This is a genomic window from Actinokineospora guangxiensis, from assembly GCF_042657845.1.
GTDB lineage: Bacteria > Actinomycetota > Actinomycetes > Mycobacteriales > Pseudonocardiaceae > Actinokineospora > Actinokineospora guangxiensis.
In genome coordinates, this window is sequence record NZ_JBHSKF010000006.1 from 1 (window position 1) to 19,618 (window position 19,618).

A 19,618-nucleotide genomic window follows, 5' to 3' on the forward strand; every position below is an offset into this window, starting at 1 on the left:
TCACCGTGTTCGCGCCGGTCGACGACGCCTTCAAGAAGATCGACGCCGCGACCATCGAGAAGCTCAAGACCGACGACGCGCTGCTGTCGAAGATCCTGACCTACCACGTGGTGCCCGGCCAGAAGGCGCCCGACGCGATCGTGGGTGACCAGACCACGGTGGAGACCGGCACGGTGAAGGTGACCGGTTCCGGTGACAGCCTGAAGGTCAACGACGCCAACGTGATCTGCGGCGGCGTGAAGACCGCCAACGCCACCGTGTACCTGATCGACACCGTGCTGATGCCCACGAGCTGACGCCCACGAACTGAGCCGACGGCGTCCTGGTCACTGGCAGGACGCGTGTCGCTCAGGTGGACCGCGCCGGTCGGACTCTCACTCCAGGGGCCGGCGCGGTCCATCCACAGCGGATTCCGGCCGCGGATCGGCGATGTCGCCGAGCCACGGCCGTTCCTCTGTGGACAGCAAGCGGGCTTGTCCGCCGCACCGGGAATGGGCGGCGACCCCGCTGGGGCGAGTGGGGTCGCCTAGGGTCCGATCGCGTCGAGGTCCCGGACCGCGTACCGGTGGTGCTCCCACTCGACACCCGCTCGGCGTGCACCTCCAGGGCTTTGGCGAGGGGCGGTATGCCCCCGGCGAAGACCGACATGTCGAGACCGTCGGTCTCGTACTCGGCGTTCGGCTGGCCGATCGGGTGGAACGGCTGCTCGATGCCCATCACCCCGCGCCGGAACCACGTGTCGGTGGCCATGATGAGGTGGCGAACGTCCTGGGCGAACGTCCACTCCCCATCGATGGAGATGTCCTCCGTGCCCGGCGGCATCCCCGCGACCCGGTCGAGCGTCGCGGCCCAGGTCTCCTCGACCCGCGCCCACGCTGAGCGCGGGCCATCGGGTCCTTGGCCGCCAGCACCCGCACCCCGACCGGGGTGTCCGGTCCGTCCCTGTCATCAGCCACGTCGTGGAGTTCATCCCGCTGGCCGGATTCGGTCGCACACATCGGTTTCCGGTCGCCGAGATCGCTGCGGTCGAGCCGGGTGGCGGCAGGCCCGCGTGGTTGCGCATCCGGCGGCGGGACGGCGCTGAGGCGGTGTTCATCGTCGCGCGGCGGCGGACGACGACCATCCTCGAGCGGGACGTCTCGGCGCGCGACGATGCCGTCGTGGCGATCCGCGCCAGGCTCGCCTGAGCGTCGCCGATGTGCGGGCGGCGGTCAGCGGCTGAGGTCGGCCTCGATGGCGCGGCAGGCGTCCAGGAGACGGGGGAGCAGGACGCGGCGGGCGTGGTCCAGGGTGGTGCGGCCTGCCTGGGTGGAGATGTTGGCGGCGGCGACGGCGCGGCCCGTGCGGTCGCGGATGGGGGCGGCGATGGCGCGGAGGCCGACTTCCAGTTCCTGGTCCACCAGTGCCCAGCCCTGGGCGCTGACGGTGGCCAGGACGGTGCGCAGGTCGGACTCGGAGGTGGTGGTCTTCGGGGTGGGGCCGGTGTCGGGGAGGGCGGCGAGGATGGCGTCGAGGTCCGGCTGGGGGAGGTCGGCGAGCAGGACGCGGCCCATGGAGGTGGGGTAGGCGGGGAAGCGGGTGCCGACGGCGATGCGCACGCTCATGATGCGCGACGCCTCATGGCGGGCGACGTAGACGATGTCGGCGCCGTCGAGCACCGACACCGAGCAGGACTCGCCGACCTCGGCCGAGAGGGCTTCCAGGTGCGGGGTCGCGATCTCCGGCAGGGTCTGGCCGGACAGGTAGGCGTAGCCCAGCTCCAGCACGCGCGGGGTCAGGGCGAACTGCCTGCCGTCGCTGCGCACGTAGCCGAGGTCGACCAGGGTCAGCAGGAAACGCCGGGCCGCCGCTCTGGTGAGGTCGGTGCGCCGGGCGACGTCGCTCAGCGTCAGCTCGGCGGCGTCCGGGCCGAAGGCCCTGATCACCGCGAGGCCGCGGGCCAGTGACTGCACGTGGTGCTCGCTCACCCGGTGGCTGCCTTGAGGGCGCGCAGGGCGGACAGCTCGTCCCCGGTCGGGGCGGGTGTGACAGCGAGGTCCGGCGCGACCCGCAGTTCCCAGCCGGTCATCGCCTTCGCCCGCGCGAGGTCCACGCCGGGGTGCAGGGCGGTCAGCACCAGCTCCCCGCCCTCCGGTCGCAGCTCCCCGAGGTCGGTGATCACCAGCGACGGGCCTCGTCCCCGCGTGGTCACGAAGTCGACCCGCTCGACGAGCGCCCTCGGCGTGTGGCGCAGCACGACGAACACCTCCCGGCAGCCGGACGCGATCTCCGGCGCACCGCCCGCGCCGGGCAACCGGACTCCGGGCGCATGGTAGTCGCCGACGACCGTGGTGTTGATCGCCCCGCTCCGGTCGAGCTGGGCGGCGCCCAGGAAGCCGACGCCGATGCGGCCGGGCTGAAGCCAGTAGTTGAACACCTCGGCGACGCCCACGACGGCGTCGGCCGTCTCGGCGAGCACGCCGTCGCCGATGCTGGCGGGCAGGTGGCCGGGCTTGGCGCCGAGCGCGCCGGACTCGTAGATCAGGACGAGGTCGGGGCTGTGCGTGCGGCGGGCCAGGTTCGCGGCGGTGGAGGGCAGTCCGATGCCCACGAAGCAGGTTATCGCGCCCGCGAGCGCGCGGGCGGCGGAGACGGTCATCGTCTCGTCGGGGGTGGGCGTCACCGGATTCCCTCCAGCCAGGCGGTGAACGCGGCGCGGTCGCGGCTGATCGCGTCCCAGCGCCGGTACTCGTCGTTGTCGCGCTCGGAGTAGCCCTGCGCGTAGGAGGGGTGCGCCCCGCCGGGCACCTCGGCGACGACGTCGACCGCCCAGCCGGGCAGCACGACGGCCCCCGGCACCGGGGTCAGCTCGTCCACGACCTCCTCGACGGTGACCAGGCTCCGCTTCGCCGCCAGGACGGCCTCCTTCTGCACGCCGACCAGGCCCCACAGCTGCACGTTGCCCGCCCGGTCGGCGCGCTGGGCGTGCACGATGGCCACGTCCGGGTTCAGCGCGGGCACCGCCGACAGCTCCTCCCCGGTGAACGGGCAGGTCACGGTCGCGATCGTCGCGGTCACTCCCGGCAGGTCGGTGCCGGTGTAGCCGCGCAGCACCGCGAACGGCAGTCCCGACGCGCCCGCGACATAGCGGTTGGCCATCCCCGCGTGGCTGTGCTCCTCCAGCTCCAGCGGCCCCGGCCAGCCGTGCTCGACGGCGTCGCGGAACCGGTGCAGCGAGCCGACGCCGGGGTTGCCGCCCCAGGAGAACACCAGCTTGCGGGCGCAGCCCGCGCCGATGAGCCGGTCGTAGACGAGGTCCGGGGTCATCCTGACCAGGGTGAGATCCCGGCGGCCCTGCCGGATGACCTCCAGCCCGGCCGCCATCGGGATGAGGTGGGTGAACCCCTCCATGGCCACGCTGTCGCCGTCGCGCACGAGGTCGGCGACGGCGTCGGCGAGGGCGGTGATCCGCGCCATCACGCCTCCGTGTTCGCATAGCGCACACTTGTTCTTGATACGAACCTGGACTATACATCGGGTGTCAGACCGCGGAGCGGGGAAGTCCGGTGCGAATCCGGCGCGGTCCCGCCACTGTGACCGGGCGCGAGCCCGGGAGCCAGGCCACCGCTCGCGGGAACACGGTTGGTCCACGAGGATGGAGCGAAACCGCATGACTGCGCGCGTTCGCGTTACGTATGCGACGTTGTCGGCCGACAACGAGGATCTGCACACCTCCTACGAGGAGGGTCTGAGGGTCGCCAAGTCCTGGCTGGGCGCGACCATCCCGACGAAGGTCGCCGGGGAGGCCAGGACCGCCGGGGCGGCGTTCGCGGTCACCAGCCCCAGCGACACCGCGATCCGGCTGTGCACGGCGCACGCCGCGACCCCGGAGGACACCGACGACGCGGTGCGCTCCGCCGCCGCGGCGTTCGGCCGGTGGCGCCGCACGCCGTGGGCCGAGCGGGTCGCCCTGCTGCGCCGGGCCGCCGACCTCATCAGCGAGCGCGCGCCCGAACTGGCCGCGCTGATGAGCATGGAGGTCGGCAAGAACCGGCTGGAGGCACTCGGCGACGTCGAGGAGTCCGCCGACCTGATCCGCTACTACTGCGACCAGTACGAAGCCGCCGACGGGTTCACCGCGCCGATGGACACGCTCTCGCCCGCCGAGACGACCAGCAGCGTCCTGCGCCCCTACGGTCCGTGGGCGGTGATCAGCCCCTTCAACTTCCCGATGGCGCTCGCCGCCGGTCCCGCGGGCGCGGCGCTCGTCGCGGGCAACCCCGTGCTCATCAAGCCGAGCCCGCAGGGCACCTTCACCGCGGCCAAGCTGCACGACTGCCTGATCGACGCGGGAATCCCCGCCGGCGTCGCGCACCTGCTGCCCGGCGGGGACGAGGTCGGCCAAGCCCTGGTCGAGCACGATGGCGTCGCCGGGCTCACCTTCACCGGCTCCACCGCGACCGGCGCGCTGGTGCGCGCCCGCTTCTCCCGGCGCTTCCCGAAGCCGGTGATCACCGAGACCGGTGGCAAGAACGCCGCCGTGGTCACCGCGTCGGCCGACCTGGCCGTCGCCGCCGCCGGGGTGGCCCGCTCGGCGTTCGGCCTGTCCGGGCAGAAGTGCTCGGCCTGCTCGCGCGTCTACGTCCAGCGCGAGGTCGTTGACGACTTCCTCGCCGCGCTGGCCGCCGAGGCCGACGCGCTCGTCGTCGGCGACCCCACCCAGCGCGCGGTCTTCCTCGGCCCGGTCATCGACGCCGCCGCCGTCGCCCGCTACACCGCCGCCGTCGACCACGCCCGCGAGCACGGCAGGATCGTCGTCGGCGGCGACGTCCTGCGCCCCGACGAAGGCCGCTCGCGCGGGCACTTCGTCACCCCGACCGTCGTCACCGGGCTGCCCGCCGACGACCCGCTCCTGCGCGATGAGCTGTTCGTGCCGTTCGTCGCCGTCGTCGCGGTGGACTCCCTCGACGAGGCGATCACCCTGGCCAACGCCACCGACTACGGACTCACCGCGGGCTTCTTCTCCGGCGACGACGCCGAGATCGAGCGCTTCCTGGACGAGATCGAAGCCGGGGTCGTCTACGTCAACCGCGCCGCGGGCGCGACCACCGGCGCCTGGCCGGGCGTGCAGCCCTTCGGCGGCTGGAAAGGCTCGGGCAGCAGCGGCAAAGCCGGGGGCGGACCCCACTACGTGCAGCTCTACCTGCGCGAGCAGTCCCGAACGGTGGTGGCCCGGTGACTTCCATCAACACGGCTTCCCCCGACACGCCTTCCCTCGACACGGGCAGGCCCGTGCCCGACGTGCGCACCGAGCTGCCCGGGCCGCTCGCGCGCGAGATCCTCGCCGCCGACACCGCGATCACCAGCCCGTCGCTGCCGCGCGCCTACCCGCTGGCCCCGCGCCGCGCCTCCGGCTGCGTCATCGAGGACGTGGACGGCAACCTGTTCCTGGACTTCAACGCGGGCATCGCGGTGAACTCCACCGGCCACACCCATCCGGCGGTCGTCGCCGCCGTCCAGGCGCAGGCGGCCGAGCTGCTGCACTACTCGGCCAGCGACTTCTACCTGCCGGTGTACTCCCAGACCTGCGCCGCGCTCGCCGCCACCGCGCCGATGCCCGGACCGGTGCGGGTGTTCCTCACCAACTCCGGCGCCGAGGCCGTCGACGGCGCGCTGAAGCTGGTCCGGCACGCCACCGGCCGCCCGTACGTGATCTCGTTCTTCGGCGCGTTCCACGGCCGCACCTACGGCGCGGTCACGTTGACCGCCTCGAAAGCCAAGTACCACAAGGGTTTCGGCCCGCTGGTGCCCGGCGTGCTGCACGCCCCGTACGCCTGGAGCGTCCGGGACCCCGAGACCGGCGCGCGCTCGCACGATGAGGATCTGACCTTCGACTTCCTGGAGAACACGCTTTTCCGCCACCAGGTCGACCCGAGCGAGGTCGCCGCGGTGTTCGTCGAGCCGATCCAGGGCGAGGGCGGCTACCTCGTCCCGCCGCAGGGGTGGATGCGGCGGCTGCGCGAGCTGTGCGACCGGCACGGCATCCTGCTCGTCGCCGACGAGGTGCAGTCCGGCATGGGCCGCACGGGCGCGATGTGGGCGATCGAGCACGCAGGTGTCGCCCCGGACGTGCTGATCAGCGCCAAGGGCCTGGCGTCGGGCCTTCCGCTCGGCGCGTTCATCGCCCGCGCCGAGCTGATGGAGAGCTGGGGCGCGGGCGCGCACGGCTCCACCTACGGCGGCAGCCCGGTGCCGTGCGCCGCGGCCCTGGCCACGCTGGAGGTCATCCGGGACGAGGGGCTGCTGGACAACGCCGCGAAGGTCGGCGCGGTGCTCACCGAGGGTCTGCGCGACCTGGCCGCCCGGCACCCGTCGGTGGTCACCGACGTGCGCGGGGTCGGGCTGATGATCGGCGTCGAGTTCCGCACCGCGGCGCAGTCGGCGGCGGTGCAGCAGGGCTGCTTCGAGCGGGGCCTGCTGGTCCTGGAGTGCGGGGAGACGACGGTGCGGGTGTCCCCGCCGCTGGTCATCACCGCGGACCAGGCGCGCACGGCGCTCGACATCCTCGGTGACGTCCTCGCGGGCATTCCCGCGTGAGCCACGTCTTCTCCCGCGCGGGCGGCGACCTGCCGGTCGTCGCCCGCGCGCGGGGTGTGCAGATCACCGACACCGATGGACGGTCCTACCTGGACGCCTCCGGTGGCGCGATCGTGGTGAACATCGGGCACGGCGTCGCCGAGGTCGCCGACGCCATCGCCGCCCAGGCCCGCCAGGCCGCCTACGTGCACCCGACCGCGTTCGCCTCCGCCGAGGTCTCGGCCTACGCCGACGAACTCGCCGAGGTGCTGCCCATCGCCGATCCGCGCGTGTACCCGGTCTCCGGCGGCAGCGAGGCGGTCGACACCGCCATGAAACTCGCCCGCGCCTACCACCTCGCGCGCGGCGAGGACCGCCATGTCGTGATCGCCCGCCAAGGCTCCTACCACGGCAACTCCCGCGGCGCGCTCGACGTGTCCGGGCGGGCGGCCCTGCGCGCCCCCTACCTGCCGTGGCTGGGTTCGGCGCGCCACACCACGACTCCCTACGAGTACCGGTGCCCGTTCCCGGACTCGCACCCCGTCGGCTGCGGCGCCCGCCACGCCGCGGAACTGGACCGTCTCATCCGGACGGCGGGACCGGTCGCTGCGTTCATCGCCGAGCCGGTCTCCGGTGCGGCGCTCGGCGCCTGCGTGCCGCCCGAGGACTACTGGCCCGCCGTCAGCGCCGTCTGCCGCGCGCACGGCGTGCTCCTCATCGCCGACGAGGTGATGACCGGCTTCGGCCGCACCGGCCGCTGGTTCGGCGGCGACCACTGGGGGGTGCGCCCGGACATCCTCGTCGCCGCCAAGGGCGCGGCCTCCGGCTACTGGCCGCTGGGCCTGGTGGCCTGCACCGCGGAGGTCCACGACGCCGTCGTGGGCGCGGGCGGGTTCGTGCACGGGCACACCTATTCCCACCACGTCGTCGGTGCGGCCGCGGGCCGGGCGGTGCTGCGGATTCTCCACCGCGACGGCCTGGTGACCGCGGCTGCCGAGCGCGGCGCCGAGTTCGGCGACGGGCTGCGCTCCGCGCTGGCCGAGCACCCGTCGGTGGGCGACATCCGGGGGCTCGGTCTGCTGTGGGCGGTGGAACTCGTCGCCGACCGCGCCACCGCCGCGCCGTATCCCCGCCAGGAACGCGTGGTCGAACGGGTAGTGGCCGAGGCGCGTTCGGCGGGTCTGCTCCTCTATCCGTCCACTGGCTGCGCCGACGGTGTGGACGGCGACTGCTTCCTGCTCGGTCCTCCGCTGTCGGCCACCACCGCCGAACTGGCCGAGATCGTCACCCGCTGCGCCACGGCCGTGCGCCGCGCCCTCTGATTGCGCTCTCGGCGAAGACGGCCGCGGGCACCCCCGGCCCCGCCTACGGTGGCGGCAGGCCGACCCAGGGGGACTGATGACGATCACCGGAACCGCCGCCGGGGTGCCGTTCACGGCGCTGCCGCCCGCGACCGACGGACCAGCGCCGCTGGTCGTGAGCTGGCACATGCTCGACGCCCCGCGCACCGACGCCGCCTTCGCCGCCGCGCTTCCCATGGCCGGGGTGCCCGCCTGGCGGGTCCACCTGGGCATGCCGATGTGCGGGGCCCGGATGGTGGACGGCAGCCTGGACGCCATCATCGCCCTGGCGCGGCAGGACCCGCTGCTGAACTTCATGGCCCCGTTCGTCAACCAGGCGGCGGCGGAGTTCCCGGCCGCGCTCGCCGCACTGCGCGAACAGTTGCCGGTGGACGGCGGTTCGGTGCACCTGCTCGGCGCGTCCCTCGGGGGCGCCGTGGCGCTGGAGGTGCTGACCGGGGGAGCCGTGCCGGTGAGGTCCGCGGCGCTGGTGAACCCGGCGGTGCGGATACGGTCCGCCATCGGCATGGTGGCCGGGCTGGCGGGCCGGGAGTACGCGTGGAGCGCGGAGTCGGACGCGGTCGCCGCCGCGCTGGACTTCGTCGCCCGCGCGGGCGAGATCGGGGAAGCGTCGCCGCTGCTGATCGTCAGCGGCGAGCACGACGACGCGAACCTGAGGGCGGACGCGGCCGAGCTGGTCGCGGCGCTGCGCTCCCGCCGCCTGCGGGCGGACGTCGTCACGGTCGAGGGGCTCGGGCACGCCCTGGCCGACGAGCCGGGGCTGGAGCCCGCGCCGCCATCGCCTGCCGCCCGTGCGGTCGACGCGGTGCTGACCGAGTGGTTCAGCGAGCAGGTCACTGGTGATGCCATCACCTGATCGGCGCAGCGGAGAACCGGCGGTCGGTGTGGAAGGGTTCGCGCTGTGGACGAGATGACGCGCCGAACCGCGCTGCGCTCCGCTGGTGTCGCCGGCCTGACCGCCGCGGGGGTCGCCGCGCCGGGGATCGCCGCGGCGCAGGACAAGCCGAAGCCCGCGCCCCCGGCTCCGCCGGGACCCGGCCCGGCCAGGTGGACCGAGTTCGAGCTGAAGGACCGCCGCGCCGTCCTCGCCGCCGGCCTCAGCGAGGCCGAGGCCGACGCCTGGCTGCTCATGAACAGGGCGGGCGCCAAGCTGCTCGCCCTGCCGTCGCAGCACCCGTCGGACCTGCCCGACATGGTCGACGCGATCCACGTGATCCAGAACAAGCTGCTGGCCCGCGCGACCTACCGCAAGTACCTGGACGCCCACACCGGCGGCTGAGCGGGTCCGTCAGAGCGGGTGGCCGTGCAGGAAGTCCAGCACGGCCGGGGTGGCCTGGCAGCCGAACTCGTCGAAGTAGGCGTGGCGGGCGCCCTCCAGCAGGAACAGCTTCGCGCCCGGGACGCGGTCGGCGATGAGCCGGGCGTTGGCCACGGGGGCGAGCAGGTCGTCCGTGCCGTGCACCACCAGGGTGGGCGCGGTGATGCCGGGCAGGCCGTCCCAGGCCTCGTGCTGGGAGCTGGCCCGCTTGTGGCCCCGGGTCGCCTCCGGGGACATGGCCGCGTCGCCGAGGACCTTCATCGGATCACCGGTGAAGGAGGGCGTGTACATGAGGTCGATCAGCGTCTCCCGGCGCTTGGGGCCGATGAGGAGCTGGACCACGTCGGGCGGCGTTGTCAGGCCGTGTCTGCGCCCGGGTGCGGTGCAGCCGAGCACTAGCGCGCCGAGGCGTCCGGGATGGTCGATCGCCAGGCGCTGCGCTGTCTTGCCGCCCATGGACGTGCCGTACACGTGCGCCCTCTCGACCCCGAGGTGGTCGAGCACGGCGACGACGTCGTCGGCGAAGCGGGCCGTGCCGTAGCGCCCGTCGGCCGCGTCGTCGCTGTCGCCGGTGCCCGCCGCGTCGACGGCGATCGTGCGGTGCGCGCCCGCGAACTCCGCGCGCACGGAATCCCACCACGCCTTGGAGTTCGCCTGCCCGGCGAGCAGCACCAGCGGCTCGCCCTCGCCGACGACGTCGAACCCGATCCCGCTGCCATCGGCCGCCCGCACCCGCATGGCGTCGAGGCTACCCAGGCCCAGGTGGACCGGTGTGGGCGCGCCGCCCCGCGGGTACCTCCGGGGGCGTGGAGCGCACGGACGACGGGCGGTATGTGGTCATCTCGGGGCGTCGCTGGCGGGCGACGGACCCCGCCATCCCCGAGGACGTCGCCGCCTCGCTGCGCACGGCGCTGATGGCGGCCCGCCGCGACGTCGGGACCGCACTGCGCGCCCACGCCGACCCCTCGCCCGCGAGGGCGAGGGTGCAGGCGGCGAAGGTGGGCCTGGGGGAGCGTGGCACCCCGTGGTGGGAGCAGAGCGCCGAGGAGCGGCGGCTGCGCTGGGAGGCCGCGCTGAGCGACCTGGCTATTCCGCCACGCTGAGCACGATCTTGCCCTTGGTCCGCCCGGTCTCGCCCAGGGTGTGCGCGGCGGCGGCCTCCGCGAGGGGCAGCACCTCCTGGACCTCGACCGACACCGCGCCGCTGTCGATCAGACCGCCGATCGCGGCCAGGGCGGGACCGTCCGGCTCCACCAGGAATGGGCTCGTGCGCAGCCCCCTGGCCGCCGCCGCGTCGCGCAGCTCGGGGGAGACCCCGCCAGGCACGGCGATGAGCAGGCCGCCGGGGCGCAGGACGTCCAGTGAGCGGGTGCTGGTGTCGTCCCGGACATCGCCGACGAGGTCCAGCACGATGTCGACGTCGCTGATCACGTCCTCGAAGCGGGTCGCGGTGTAGTCGACCAGTTCGTCAGCGCCGAGGCCTGCCAGCCAGTCGTGCCGGGGCGCGCTGGCCGTGCCGACGACGTGGGCGTCGAGGTGCTTGGCGAACTGGACCGCCAGGTGGCCGACCCCGCCCGCGGCGGCGTGCACCAGCACCCGCTGGCCTGCCTGCACGCGGGCGGTGTCGACCAGGGCCTGCCACGCGGTGAGTGCGGCCAGCGGCACCCCGGCGGCGTGGACGTGGTCGACGGCCTTGGGCTTCCTGGCGAACTGCCGGGCGGGCGCGGTCACGAACTCCGCGTAGCCGCCCGCCGCGCGCGGGAACCACGGCATCCCGTACACCTCGTCGCCCGGGGCGAGGGTGGTGACCCCGAAGCCGACCGCCTCGACCACACCGGAGACGTCCCAGCCGAGGGTGAACGGCGGCTCGCCCAGCACCCCGGCCATGCCCCCGCCCGCCCGCGTCTTCCAGTCGACGGGGTTCACCCCGGCGGCCACGACCCGCACGAGGACCTCGGTGGGCAGCGGCTCGGGCACCGGCACCTGCTCGGTCGCGAGCACCTCGGGTCCGCCGAAGCCGTGCTGGACCACCGCGCGCATCGTGGGCATCTGTTCTCCTGTCGAGTCGGTTGCCAGGCTCAACACCGACCATGGCGGCGGTAGTCCCCCTCCAGGATGGATGTGCACGCTCACATGATTGGTTCGTACATCTGGCCAACTGTTGGTTGTGCAGAGGTAGGAATCGCGTTAACGATCACATCGACACCCCGGCCTGGTACGTGCTCGTGAACAGGCACAGCGGCACGGCCTTGGACGTCCGTGGCTCCACAGCCGACGGCGCGCGCGTCGTGCGCAATGCCGACGTCGACGCCGCCGCTCAGCGGTGGCTGCTCATCCGCGTCGCCGCGGCAGCTCCGAGCTATCCGAACCCCGGCCACGTCACCGGCGACACCCGCGTGCACGACCCGACGATCGTCGAGCGGCCCAGCGGAAGCGTCCACGGCCCCGGCCACCCAGGCGTCCTGGCCGACGGTGACGGTGACGTCCTGACCTACCACTGGTACGCCGGCGACGGCACCGCCTACCTGGGCCTCAACCCGCTCGTCTGCGAGAACGGGTGGCCCGTCGTGCGCTGAGCCGGAACCCGGCACGGCCCAGCGCGCAGTGGCGACGATCTCCTCCGCCGGCTCCGATCGGGGGGTTCTCCGGCGGGGCACGGCCGGGCCCGGTCGCGCCCGGGGCACACTGCGAAGCCGGATGTCACATTCTCGGCCGCGGCGGTGCTGTACGGGTATGGACCTGGTTCAGCACGGTCAGGCGGCCCCGGCCGCCGTCCTGGTCGCCCCCAGCGCCGGGGTCGGGCGGGACGAGAGGGGTGCGCGCGTGGCGGGTGCGGGGCGGGGCGGCGTGCGCGCCGACCTCGACGCGGTGTTCCGCCGCGAGTACCCGGGGGTGGTGGGCGTCGCCGCGCGCGTTCTCGGCTCGCGCGACCAGGCCGAGGACGTCGCGCAGGAGGTCTTCCTCTCCTTCGGGCGCTCGTCGGTGCCCGGCGGGGAGGCACGCGGCTGGCTCGCGGTCGCCGCCGCGCACACCGCGCTCAACCTGCTGCGCTCCGGCCGCCGCCGCGCCACCCGGGAGGAGTCGGCCGCCTGCCCGGCCGTGGTGCCCGACGTGGCCGACACGGTGGTGACCCGCGCCGAGCGCGAGCGGGTAAGAGCCGCGCTCGGCAGGTTGCCCCGCAAGCAGGCCGTCGCCCTCGTCCTGCGGCACAGCGGCCTCAGCTACGCCGAGGTCGCGGCCGCCCTCGATCTGTCCCCCGGCAGCGTCGGCACCACGGTGCGGCGCGCCGAATCCGCTGTGCGCGAGGAGTTGACCCGCCATGCGTCATCCGGTTGATGGAGTGCTCCGCAGGCTCATCGATGAGCCCGCGGGCGTCGCCGACGCCGATCGGCGGCACGTCGCCGAGTGCCCGACCTGCCTCGGCGCGCTGACCGCCATGCGCGAGGACGCCGAACTCGTCGGCGCCGCGCTGACCCCCGCCGACGGGAGCGTGGACGTGGGGGCGGCCTGGCAGCGGCTCTCCAGCGCCACCGCGAGCCCGGCCCCGGTGAAGGCCCGGCGTCCCCGCCGCTCCGGCGGGTTCCTGCGCAGGCCGGTGGTCGCCGTCGCCGCGGTGGCCGTCGTGGTGGCGGGCGCGGGCACGGCCGCGGCCAACGACTGGTTCCAGATCTTCGCCACCGAGAAGGTCGCCCCGGTCAGCTTCTCCACCGCCGACGTGATGGCGCTGCCCGACCTGAGCGCCTACGGCGTGGTCGAGATGACCAGCGACGGCGACGTGCGCATGGTGCCCGACGCCGCCGTCGCCGCCGCCGAGACCGGCCTCGACGTGCCCGAGGTGGCCGAGCTGCCCAAGGGCGTCTCCGGTGTGCCGGAGTACCAGGTCGCGGGCACGGTGACGGCGACCTTCACGTTCTCCCTGGACAAGGCCGCCGAGACTGCGGGCGGGTCGCTGCCGACCCCGCCGCCCGGTCTGGACGGCACCCAGGTGCAGCTGGTCGCCGGTCCCGCCGTCGCCGCGACGTGGGGCCAGGGCATGCCGACCCTGGTCGTGGGCCGCGCCGTCGCGCCCACGGCGTTCTCCACGGGCGCGTCGTTCGAGACGGTGCGCGACTACCTGCTGTCGATGCCGGGCCTGCCCGCCGACCTGGCCACCCAGCTGGGCACCTTCACCGCGGACGGCTCGACGCTGCCCCTGCCCGTTCCCGGCGACTACGTCACCACCGAGCAGACCGAGGTGAACGGGGTCCCCGCGACCGTGCTGGCGACCCGCGACGGGGCCGTGGCCGCCGTCGTGTGGGTGTCCGACGGGCAGGTGACCGGCGTGGCGGGCGCGCTGGACGCCGACGAGGTGCTGCAGATCGCCGGGGAGCTGCGCTGACGATGGTTGCCGACCACCTCCGCCCGGCGGCCGACCTGGTCGCCGCCCTGCCCCCGTCACCGGCGGTGTGGTGCACGGGACTGCGCAAGCGGTACCGCGGGCGCCACGCCGTGGACGACGTGTCGTTCCAGGTCGGACGGGGGGAGGTGGTCGGTCTGCTCGGCCCGAACGGGGCGGGCAAGACCACGGTGATCAAGATGCTGCTTGGCCTGGTCCACCCCGACAGCGGTGAGGCGATGCTGCTGGGCGGGCGCTCGGGCGACCCGGCGGCCCGAGCCAGGGTCGGCTACCTGCCCGAGCTGTTCCGCTACCAGCCCTGGCTGACCGCCTACGAGGTGCTGACCCTCCACATGCGCCTGGCCGGGATCTCGCTGACCGAGCGGGATCGGCGCGACGGGCTCGCCAGGGTCGGCCTCGGCGAGCGGGCGGGCGACCGGGTCGGCGGGTTCTCCAAGGGCATGCAGCAGCGCCTCGGCCTGGCCGTGGCGCTGGTGGCCGCCCCGGAGCTGGTCGTCCTGGACGAGCCGACCAGCGCGCTGGACCCGGTCGGCCGCGCCGACGTGCGCGACATCGTGCTGTCGCTGAAGGAGCGCGGGGTGGCGGTGCTGCTCAACTCGCACCTGATCGGCGAGGTCGAGCGGGTGTGCGACCGGGTGGTCATCCTCGACCGCGGCCGGGTCGCGGCGTCGGGCTCGCTGGCCGAGCTGCTCGGGCAGCGCGAGCTGCGCCTGCACCTGACCGGGCTCACCCCGCCCGCCGAGTCCCGCCTGGCCGAGACCGGCGTGGTCGAGCGCGAGGGAGACTGGTTCACCGTCGCCCTGCCCGCCGACGACGACGGCGTGCTGGTCCCCGACCTGGTGCGCGACTTGGCGGCGCTGGATGTTCGCGTGCACGCGGTGGAGCCCGCGCGGATCAGCCTGGAGGCACGGCTGCTCGGCATCCTCCGGGCCGGAGAAGGGGGCGCCCAATGAGCCCAGTGAGCCCAGTCAGCCCAGTCGGCACCGTGCTGACCATCGCGGGGCTGACGCTGCGCGAGGCCTCGCGCAGGAAGGTGCTGTGGGCGCTGGCCGGGCTCACCGTCGCGCTGCTCGTGCTGAGCGCGTGGGGGTTCTCCCGCGTCGCGGCCGAGTCCGCGGAGTTCGTGACGCTGACCAGCGGGCAGGCCCGGCTGGTGGCCTCGCAGCTGCTCAACCTCGTCATGTTCGGCATGAGCCTCATCGCCGCGCTCGGCACCGCGTTCCTGGCAGGCCCGACACTGGCCGGGGAGACCGAGTCCGGCATCGCGCTCGCGGTGCTGGCCCGGCCGGTCCGCCGGTCGGCGGTGCTGCTGGGCAAGTGGCTCGGGCTGGTCGCCTTCGGCACCGGGTTCGTGGTCATCGCCGGGCTCGCGCAGTTCCTGGTGGTGCTGTGGACGGTGGACTACTGGCCGCCGCAGCCGGTCGCCGCCCTCGCGCTGCTGGCGGGCCAGACCGTCGTGCTGCTGACGCTGGGTGTGCTGCTGTCCACGGTCATCTCCCCGATGGCCTCCGGTGTGATCGCGGTCGGGCTCTTCGGAGCGACCTGGATCGCCGGTGTCGTCGGCGGCATCGGGCAGGCGCTGGGCAACGACGGCGTCGCCAGGATCGGCACGATCTCGCGGATGCTGCTGCCCACCGACGGCCTCTGGCGCGGCGCCATGCACAACCTGCAGGACCTCAGCGCGCTGGCCCAGTTCGGGCAGGGGATGGAGGGGTTCCCGTTCCTCAGCGAAGCACCGCTCACCTACGGGTACCTGGTGTGGGCCGGGGTGTGGGTGGCGATGGTGTGGGGTCTGGCGGCGGTGTCGTTGCGGCGCCGGGACCTCTGATCAGCCCTGCTTGCCCCGGTCGGCCTCGGTGACCCGGGCACGCAGGCGGTCGCGGACCTCGTCGGGGGTGTAGGCGGCGCGTTCGCGCTCGGCCCTGGCGACGGCGACCCCGCCCGCCGCGACCCCGAGGACACCCGCCAGGCCGAGGAACTTCCACACCTTCCGCATCGGTGCAGGGTAGCGCCCTAGGCTGGCCCGCATGCTCGGACTGGACGAGGCCGTCAACCTGACCCGCACCGGTGACCTGTGGCTGTTCCGCGGCCGCTCCCTGCCCGACCGCGCCATCCAGACGCTGACCAACTCCCCGGTCAACCACGTCGGCATGGCGGTCGTGCTGGACGACCTGCCCCCGCTGATGTGGCACGCCGAACTGGGCCGCTCCCTGCCCGACCGCTGGACCGGCGAGCGCCAGCGCGGCGTCCAGCTGCACGACCTGCGCGACGCCGTCGTCGTGTGGGGCACCAGGTACGGCCAGCGCGCCTGGCTGCGCCAGCTGGCCGATCCGGTCACCGCCGAGCAGGAGGACGCCGTCCTGCGCACGATCGCCCGCTTCGACGGCACCCCGTTCCCCTCGTCGGCGCGCCTGGCGGGCCGCTGGGCCCTCGGCAGCCTGCCCCGGACCCGCTGGCAGAGGCCGAACGCCGACGCGAGCCTGGAGAGCGCCTACTGCGCCGAGGTCGTCGCCGTGACCTACGAGGCGATGGGCCTGCTGCCCGCTGGCGAACGCCCGAACTCCTACGACCCCGGCCGCTTCTGGAGCGGCGACGACCTCCCGCTGCTCGGCGGGGCGGCGCTGGGGGCGGAGATTCCCGTCGACGTGCCCGCTGGGAGTGTTCCCTCCGGTTCTTGATCAATGTTTGCGCCGGGACTGTCCCGGGTATGGCCGTGGAGTGGAGGGCTGCATGGAGGACCAACTGCTGGCCGGGCGCTACCGCATCGGCGCCGTGCTCGGCTCCGGTGGTGCCGCCAAGGTGCACCGCGCCTGGGACACCAGGGTGTTGCGCCCGGTGGCGGTGAAGGTATTCCGCGGTGTTCCCGAGGGCGCTGAGCTGCACCGCTTCCAGAACGAGGCGCACATGTTGGCGATGCTGTCGCACCCCGGCCTGGTCGACGTGTTCGACGCGGGCGCCGACGGCAATCGCCCGTTCATCGTCCTGCGGCTCATCGAGGGCCATACGCTCCGCGACCGGATCGCGGATGGACCGGTGTCGGTCGACGCCGTCCGCCACCTGGGTGCCAGGCTCGCCGAGGCGCTGGCGTACGTGCACGCCCGGGGCGTGACCCACCGGGATGTGAAGCCCTCGAACATCCTGCTCGACGCGGGCGGCAGGCCCCACCTGGCGGACTTCGGGGTCGCGAAGCTTATCGGGTCGGAGCGGGTGACCGCGACCAACGAGATGATCGGCACCGCGGCCTACCTCGCCCCCGAGCAGGTGCGCGGCCACGAGGTGGGCAGCGCGGCGGACATCTACGCCTTCGGGCTGGTCCTGCTGGAATGCCTGACCGGGACGCTGGAATACGACGGGACCGACGTCGAGAGCGCGTTGGCCCGACTGCACCGCGCGCCGGTGATCCCCGCCGGCGTGCCCGCTGACCTGAGCGCTCTGCTGACCCGGATGACATCGCTGACACCCCGGCGCAGGCCCAGCGCGCAGGAGTGCCGAGACGCGCTGTCCAGGGTTGGGGAGCCTGGGCTGTCACTGGCCGTCGAGCGGCCTCTCGGCGGTGCGGAGGGAACTCGCTCGGGAAGCGGGTCAGCATCAGGTGCGGCGGTGACCCTGGTGGGGCTGCCGGCGCGCGAGAGCGCAGTCGCGGCCAGGGGATCCGCCCGTGGGGTCGGCGGGGCATGGGCGCGGCGGGGACTGGCGGCGGTGGCCGCCGGTGTGGTCGGGGTTCTCGGGGTGTGGGCGGTGTCGGGGGTCGACGGCTCGGTGCGCACGCCGGGGGATGGCGGGACGGCGGTGCTGGACGGGACGTCGTCCGGGGTGCTGCGGGGCGAGGTGGTCAACGAGCCGGTCAAGCCGGTGGCGGAGACCGTCGCGGAGACCACGGTGCCGGTGCAGGTTCCTGCTGAGGTGGTGGTCGGTTCAGCGCAGAACGACGCCAAGAAGCCGAAGAAGCCGCGACCGGGGCAGTCGGTCGGGGGCGGGCCCAAGCACGACAAGACCCCGCCCGCTCAGGCGGGCAAACGCAAGCCCGCCAAACCCTGACAGCGAGCGCGGGTCCGGCCGGATCGGCGCAGGCAGGCTCGGATCCGGTGGAGAGTGATCCGCCCGGCGGGTCAGGGGTGGGGCTCGGCCGTTGACAGCCAGGTGTGGCGGGTCAGGCTCCTGGTGGTTTCCCGGACGTGCAGGGCGGCGAGCAGCCAGGCCGTGGGGAACGCGCTGGTGGTGTCGGCGTTGAGACGGCCGAAGGGGTCGCGGTGGCGGTCTCGGGCGGCGGTGCTGAGCGCGGTGAGGATGGCCGCGCTGGTGGTGAGTCCGACGGCCGACAGGCGCTTGGCGTACTGGGCGGTGTCGGGGAGGGCGGCGATGGATCGGCCGCCCAGGGCGGCGCGGTGGACGGCGTTGGCGAGCGGGCGCATCGGGGCGGGGACGCGGTCGGGGCGCGGAATGGGGCGATGCGACGGAGGCATGTCGTGTGAGGGCTGGGTGTCCTGCGGGGTGGTGTTCGGGAGGGCGGTGTGGGCGCGTTGGAGGGGGTCTAGGGAGAGGTTCGCGAGGGAAGACCAGGTTGCGGGGAGCGTGAGGTTGCCGGAGACGGCGATGGCGGTGGCGGTGCCGGGGTGGTCGGGGTGCAGGCGGGCGATGAAGCGGCGGGTGACGCCGGGAACGGCGGCCAGGAGGCGGAGGTTCTGGCGGGTCAGGTCGTCGTCGGCGGTGAGGTCCAGGTGGGCGCCGGCGGCGTCGTCCGGGTGGGACTCGGCGGTGCGGACTCGCAGGGCCGAGCCCGCGGCGCCGAGGACCTCGGCGGTGAGGAACAGGAGGGTGTCGCCCGCGGGGCGGTCCTCGTCGGGGAGGTCGTAGGCGGCCAAGGCGCGGGACACCTGGTCGGTGAGGGGTGTTGCCCACAGGGCGTCCAGGGCGGGGTCGGTCCAGGCGGCGCCGGGGGCGGCGACGGCGCGGACCGACTTGCCCGCGCCCAGGCGGCGGTCGGGGGAGGCGGTGCCGCCGGTCAGCAGCAGGCCGCCGCGTCCCAGGGCCCGGTGGGTGTGGCCGGACTCGCCGAGGGCGACCGGGCCGCCCGCCGCGATGGCGACCCGTTCCCGAGTGCCCGGCATCAGCGCGGGGACCGTCCACAGTCGACCGTCCTCGGTGGCCAGGTGGGTGACCACGCCCGCGTATCCCGTCGCCGACACCACCGCCTCGGTGCACAGGCCGTACAGGCGCAGGGAACCGACCGGGCGGTACTCGCGGCGGGCCGTGCCGCGCAGGTGGGCGGGGGAGCCGGCGCCCGAGCGCAGGTCGTGGCAGAGCAGGAGCAGGTCGAGCAGGTCGGTGCTGAGGGTTTCGCGGTCGAAGGAGCCGTCGGAGGCGCGGGCGGCGGCGAGGGCGGCGGCCACGCGGAGCCCGCCTGCCGCCGCGCGGTGCAGACCAGCGACCCTCGCGGAGTGCACGGCCCGCAGCAGCTCGGCGCGGACGACAGCGCCGCTGCCGGACGCGCCGCCCCGCAGCACCGCCGCCGCGGCCTCCCACAGCGCCGAGGCCGCCACCCGCTCCGATTCGGTCACGTCCGGGACAGGCGCGTCGCCGCTGGGCTCCTCCTCGCGAGGACCGCCCGACTCGCCACCGACGGGGACGCCGGGGTCGTCGGCAACCGGGTCGGCGATGGGGTCGGCAGCCGGGTCCGCGACGCCCGCGGCGGCGACGGCGATGCCGCGGTGCAGGCACTTGGGGGCGAGCAGGCAGCCGCACACCAGGTCGTCCGCCGAAGCCAGGACGCCGCCGCGCAGCGTCCACACCAGGCTGGTCTCCTCGTCGACCTCGACCCGCGCGACGTCGCCGTCGACCGCCACCGACCACTCCGCCGCCCGGTCGAGCGCGGCGTCGACGCGCTTGCGCAGCCGGGGCGGCAACGCGTCCAGAACGTCGGCGACCACGGCGGGAGCGACGCGAGGCAGGGGACCGGCGGACGGGTCGGACAACGCGGGCACCTCAGCG

At 74.2% G+C, this 19,618-nt stretch carries 22 protein-coding genes, 1 pseudogene and 1 riboswitch; of the genes and pseudogenes, 15 read left to right on the forward strand and 8 right to left on the reverse strand.

What is annotated here, in order from left to right; translation table 11 throughout:
- Positions 1 to 296 (forward strand): fasciclin domain-containing protein (locus ACFPM7_RS14360; RefSeq protein ID WP_378248022.1); only part of this gene is annotated, 296 nt, incomplete at its 5' end.
- Between the two features lie 52 nt (positions 297 to 348).
- Here the strand turns inward: ACFPM7_RS14360 and ACFPM7_RS14365 are convergent.
- A pseudogene (locus ACFPM7_RS14365) lies at positions 349 to 852 on the reverse strand (DinB family protein); the annotation flags it as partial.
- A 107-nt stretch (positions 853 to 959) separates the two neighbouring features.
- On the opposite strand from ACFPM7_RS14365, the gene ACFPM7_RS14370 reads away from it, so the two are divergent.
- Positions 960 to 1,187: a hypothetical protein gene (locus tag ACFPM7_RS14370; RefSeq protein WP_378248024.1), complete on the forward strand. Its 228-nt coding sequence runs from the start codon at positions 960 to 962 to the stop codon at positions 1,185 to 1,187.
- 24 nt (positions 1,188 to 1,211) lie between these two features.
- Here the strand turns inward: ACFPM7_RS14370 and ACFPM7_RS14375 are convergent, their stop codons facing one another.
- Genes ACFPM7_RS14375 through ACFPM7_RS14385 form a run of 3 tightly spaced genes read right to left on the reverse strand, consistent with a single transcriptional unit; the run spans position 1,212 to position 3,456 of the window.
- The gene (locus ACFPM7_RS14375; RefSeq protein ID WP_378248026.1) at positions 1,212 to 1,967 is read right to left on the reverse strand and encodes an IclR family transcriptional regulator domain-containing protein; all 756 of its coding nucleotides are present in this window, start codon (positions 1,965 to 1,967) and stop codon (positions 1,212 to 1,214) included.
- The gene (locus ACFPM7_RS14380) at positions 1,964 to 2,638 is read right to left on the reverse strand and encodes a CoA-transferase subunit beta (protein WP_378248393.1); all 675 of its coding nucleotides are present in this window, start codon (positions 2,636 to 2,638) and stop codon (positions 1,964 to 1,966) included. The genes ACFPM7_RS14375 and ACFPM7_RS14380 overlap by 4 nt, the downstream gene beginning before the upstream one ends.
- 20 nt (positions 2,639 to 2,658) lie before the next feature.
- Complete coding sequence (locus ACFPM7_RS14385) at positions 2,659 to 3,456, reverse strand: CoA transferase subunit A (RefSeq protein ID WP_378248028.1); 798 nt, start codon at positions 3,454 to 3,456, stop codon at positions 2,659 to 2,661.
- A gap of 56 nt (positions 3,457 to 3,512) precedes the next feature.
- A riboswitch (adenosylcobalamin (AdoCbl) riboswitch) is annotated at positions 3,513 to 3,651 on the forward strand.
- Between ACFPM7_RS14385 and ACFPM7_RS14390 the strand changes: the two genes are divergently transcribed.
- The 5 genes from ACFPM7_RS14390 (at position 3,650) to ACFPM7_RS14410 (ending at position 9,195) form a co-directional block, all read left to right on the forward strand.
- Positions 3,650 to 5,218: an aldehyde dehydrogenase family protein gene (locus ACFPM7_RS14390; protein ID WP_378248030.1), complete on the forward strand. Its 1,569-nt coding sequence runs from the start codon at positions 3,650 to 3,652 to the stop codon at positions 5,216 to 5,218. (Overlaps the previous riboswitch by 2 nt.)
- Positions 5,215 to 6,576, forward strand: coding sequence for an aminotransferase class III-fold pyridoxal phosphate-dependent enzyme (locus ACFPM7_RS14395; RefSeq protein WP_378248032.1), 1,362 nt, complete (start codon positions 5,215 to 5,217; stop codon positions 6,574 to 6,576). The genes ACFPM7_RS14390 and ACFPM7_RS14395 overlap by 4 nt, the downstream gene beginning before the upstream one ends.
- Positions 6,573 to 7,877: an aminotransferase family protein gene (locus tag ACFPM7_RS14400; RefSeq protein ID WP_378248034.1), complete on the forward strand. Its 1,305-nt coding sequence runs from the start codon at positions 6,573 to 6,575 to the stop codon at positions 7,875 to 7,877. Before ACFPM7_RS14395 ends, ACFPM7_RS14400 begins: the two co-directional genes overlap by 4 nt.
- Before the next feature lie 76 nt (positions 7,878 to 7,953).
- Complete coding sequence (locus ACFPM7_RS14405) at positions 7,954 to 8,772, forward strand: alpha/beta hydrolase family protein (RefSeq protein ID WP_378248036.1); 819 nt, start codon at positions 7,954 to 7,956, stop codon at positions 8,770 to 8,772.
- 45 nt (positions 8,773 to 8,817) lie between these two features.
- Positions 8,818 to 9,195, forward strand: a complete 378-nt coding sequence (locus ACFPM7_RS14410; protein WP_378248038.1) for a hypothetical protein — start codon at positions 8,818 to 8,820, stop codon at positions 9,193 to 9,195.
- Between the two features lie 9 nt (positions 9,196 to 9,204).
- Here ACFPM7_RS14410 and ACFPM7_RS14415 read toward each other — a convergent pair whose 3' ends face one another.
- Positions 9,205 to 9,972: an alpha/beta fold hydrolase gene (locus ACFPM7_RS14415; RefSeq protein WP_378248040.1), complete on the reverse strand. Its 768-nt coding sequence runs from the start codon at positions 9,970 to 9,972 to the stop codon at positions 9,205 to 9,207.
- Positions 9,973 to 10,040: 68 nt separating this feature from the next.
- On the opposite strand from ACFPM7_RS14415, the gene ACFPM7_RS14420 reads away from it, so the two are divergent.
- Positions 10,041 to 10,337 (forward strand): hypothetical protein, encoded by a 297-nt coding sequence (locus tag ACFPM7_RS14420; RefSeq protein ID WP_378248042.1) that lies wholly within the window; start codon positions 10,041 to 10,043, stop codon positions 10,335 to 10,337.
- Here ACFPM7_RS14420 and ACFPM7_RS14425 read toward each other — a convergent pair.
- Positions 10,321 to 11,274: an NADP-dependent oxidoreductase gene (locus ACFPM7_RS14425; RefSeq protein ID WP_378248394.1), complete on the reverse strand. Its 954-nt coding sequence runs from the start codon at positions 11,272 to 11,274 to the stop codon at positions 10,321 to 10,323. The two genes, ACFPM7_RS14420 and ACFPM7_RS14425, sit on opposite strands and share 17 nt — an antisense overlap.
- A 185-nt stretch (positions 11,275 to 11,459) precedes the next feature.
- Here ACFPM7_RS14425 and ACFPM7_RS14430 point away from each other — a divergent pair, with 185 nt between their 5' ends.
- The 5 genes from ACFPM7_RS14430 (at position 11,460) to ACFPM7_RS14450 (ending at position 15,458) form a co-directional block, all read left to right on the forward strand.
- Positions 11,460 to 11,810 carry an RICIN domain-containing protein gene (locus ACFPM7_RS14430; RefSeq protein ID WP_378248044.1) on the forward strand — a complete coding sequence of 117 codons (351 nt, stop codon included), beginning with the start codon at positions 11,460 to 11,462 and terminating at the stop codon, positions 11,808 to 11,810.
- 157 nt (positions 11,811 to 11,967) lie between these two features.
- Positions 11,968 to 12,570: a sigma-70 family RNA polymerase sigma factor gene (locus ACFPM7_RS14435; protein ID WP_378248046.1), complete on the forward strand. Its 603-nt coding sequence runs from the start codon at positions 11,968 to 11,970 to the stop codon at positions 12,568 to 12,570.
- Positions 12,554 to 13,612, forward strand: a complete 1,059-nt coding sequence (locus tag ACFPM7_RS14440) for a hypothetical protein (RefSeq protein WP_378248048.1) — start codon at positions 12,554 to 12,556, stop codon at positions 13,610 to 13,612. Before ACFPM7_RS14435 ends, ACFPM7_RS14440 begins: the two co-directional genes overlap by 17 nt.
- Positions 13,613 to 13,614: 2 nt before the next feature.
- The gene (locus tag ACFPM7_RS14445) at positions 13,615 to 14,583 is read left to right on the forward strand and encodes an ABC transporter ATP-binding protein (protein ID WP_378248050.1); all 969 of its coding nucleotides are present in this window, start codon (positions 13,615 to 13,617) and stop codon (positions 14,581 to 14,583) included.
- Positions 14,584 to 14,588: 5 nt separating this feature from the next.
- On the forward strand, positions 14,589 to 15,458 hold the full coding sequence (locus ACFPM7_RS14450) for an ABC transporter permease (RefSeq protein WP_378248052.1): 870 nt from the start codon (positions 14,589 to 14,591) through the stop codon (positions 15,456 to 15,458).
- Here ACFPM7_RS14450 and ACFPM7_RS14455 read toward each other — a convergent pair whose 3' ends face one another.
- A complete protein-coding gene (locus ACFPM7_RS14455; RefSeq protein WP_378248054.1) occupies positions 15,459 to 15,626 on the reverse strand; it encodes a hypothetical protein in 168 nt (55 codons plus the stop codon).
- 31 nt (positions 15,627 to 15,657) lie between these two features.
- Between ACFPM7_RS14455 and ACFPM7_RS14460 the strand changes: the two genes are divergently transcribed.
- Both ACFPM7_RS14460 and ACFPM7_RS14465 read left to right on the forward strand, forming a co-directional pair.
- Complete coding sequence (locus tag ACFPM7_RS14460) at positions 15,658 to 16,308, forward strand: hypothetical protein (protein WP_378248056.1); 651 nt, start codon at positions 15,658 to 15,660, stop codon at positions 16,306 to 16,308.
- A gap of 52 nt (positions 16,309 to 16,360) precedes the next feature.
- Complete coding sequence (locus ACFPM7_RS14465; protein WP_378248058.1) at positions 16,361 to 17,668, forward strand: serine/threonine-protein kinase; 1,308 nt, start codon at positions 16,361 to 16,363, stop codon at positions 17,666 to 17,668.
- A gap of 71 nt (positions 17,669 to 17,739) precedes the next feature.
- On the opposite strand, the gene ACFPM7_RS14470 is transcribed toward ACFPM7_RS14465, so the two are convergent.
- Positions 17,740 to 19,611, reverse strand: a complete 1,872-nt coding sequence (locus ACFPM7_RS14470; protein WP_378248060.1) for a hypothetical protein — start codon at positions 19,609 to 19,611, stop codon at positions 17,740 to 17,742.
- Between the last annotated feature and the right edge of the window lie 7 nt (positions 19,612 to 19,618).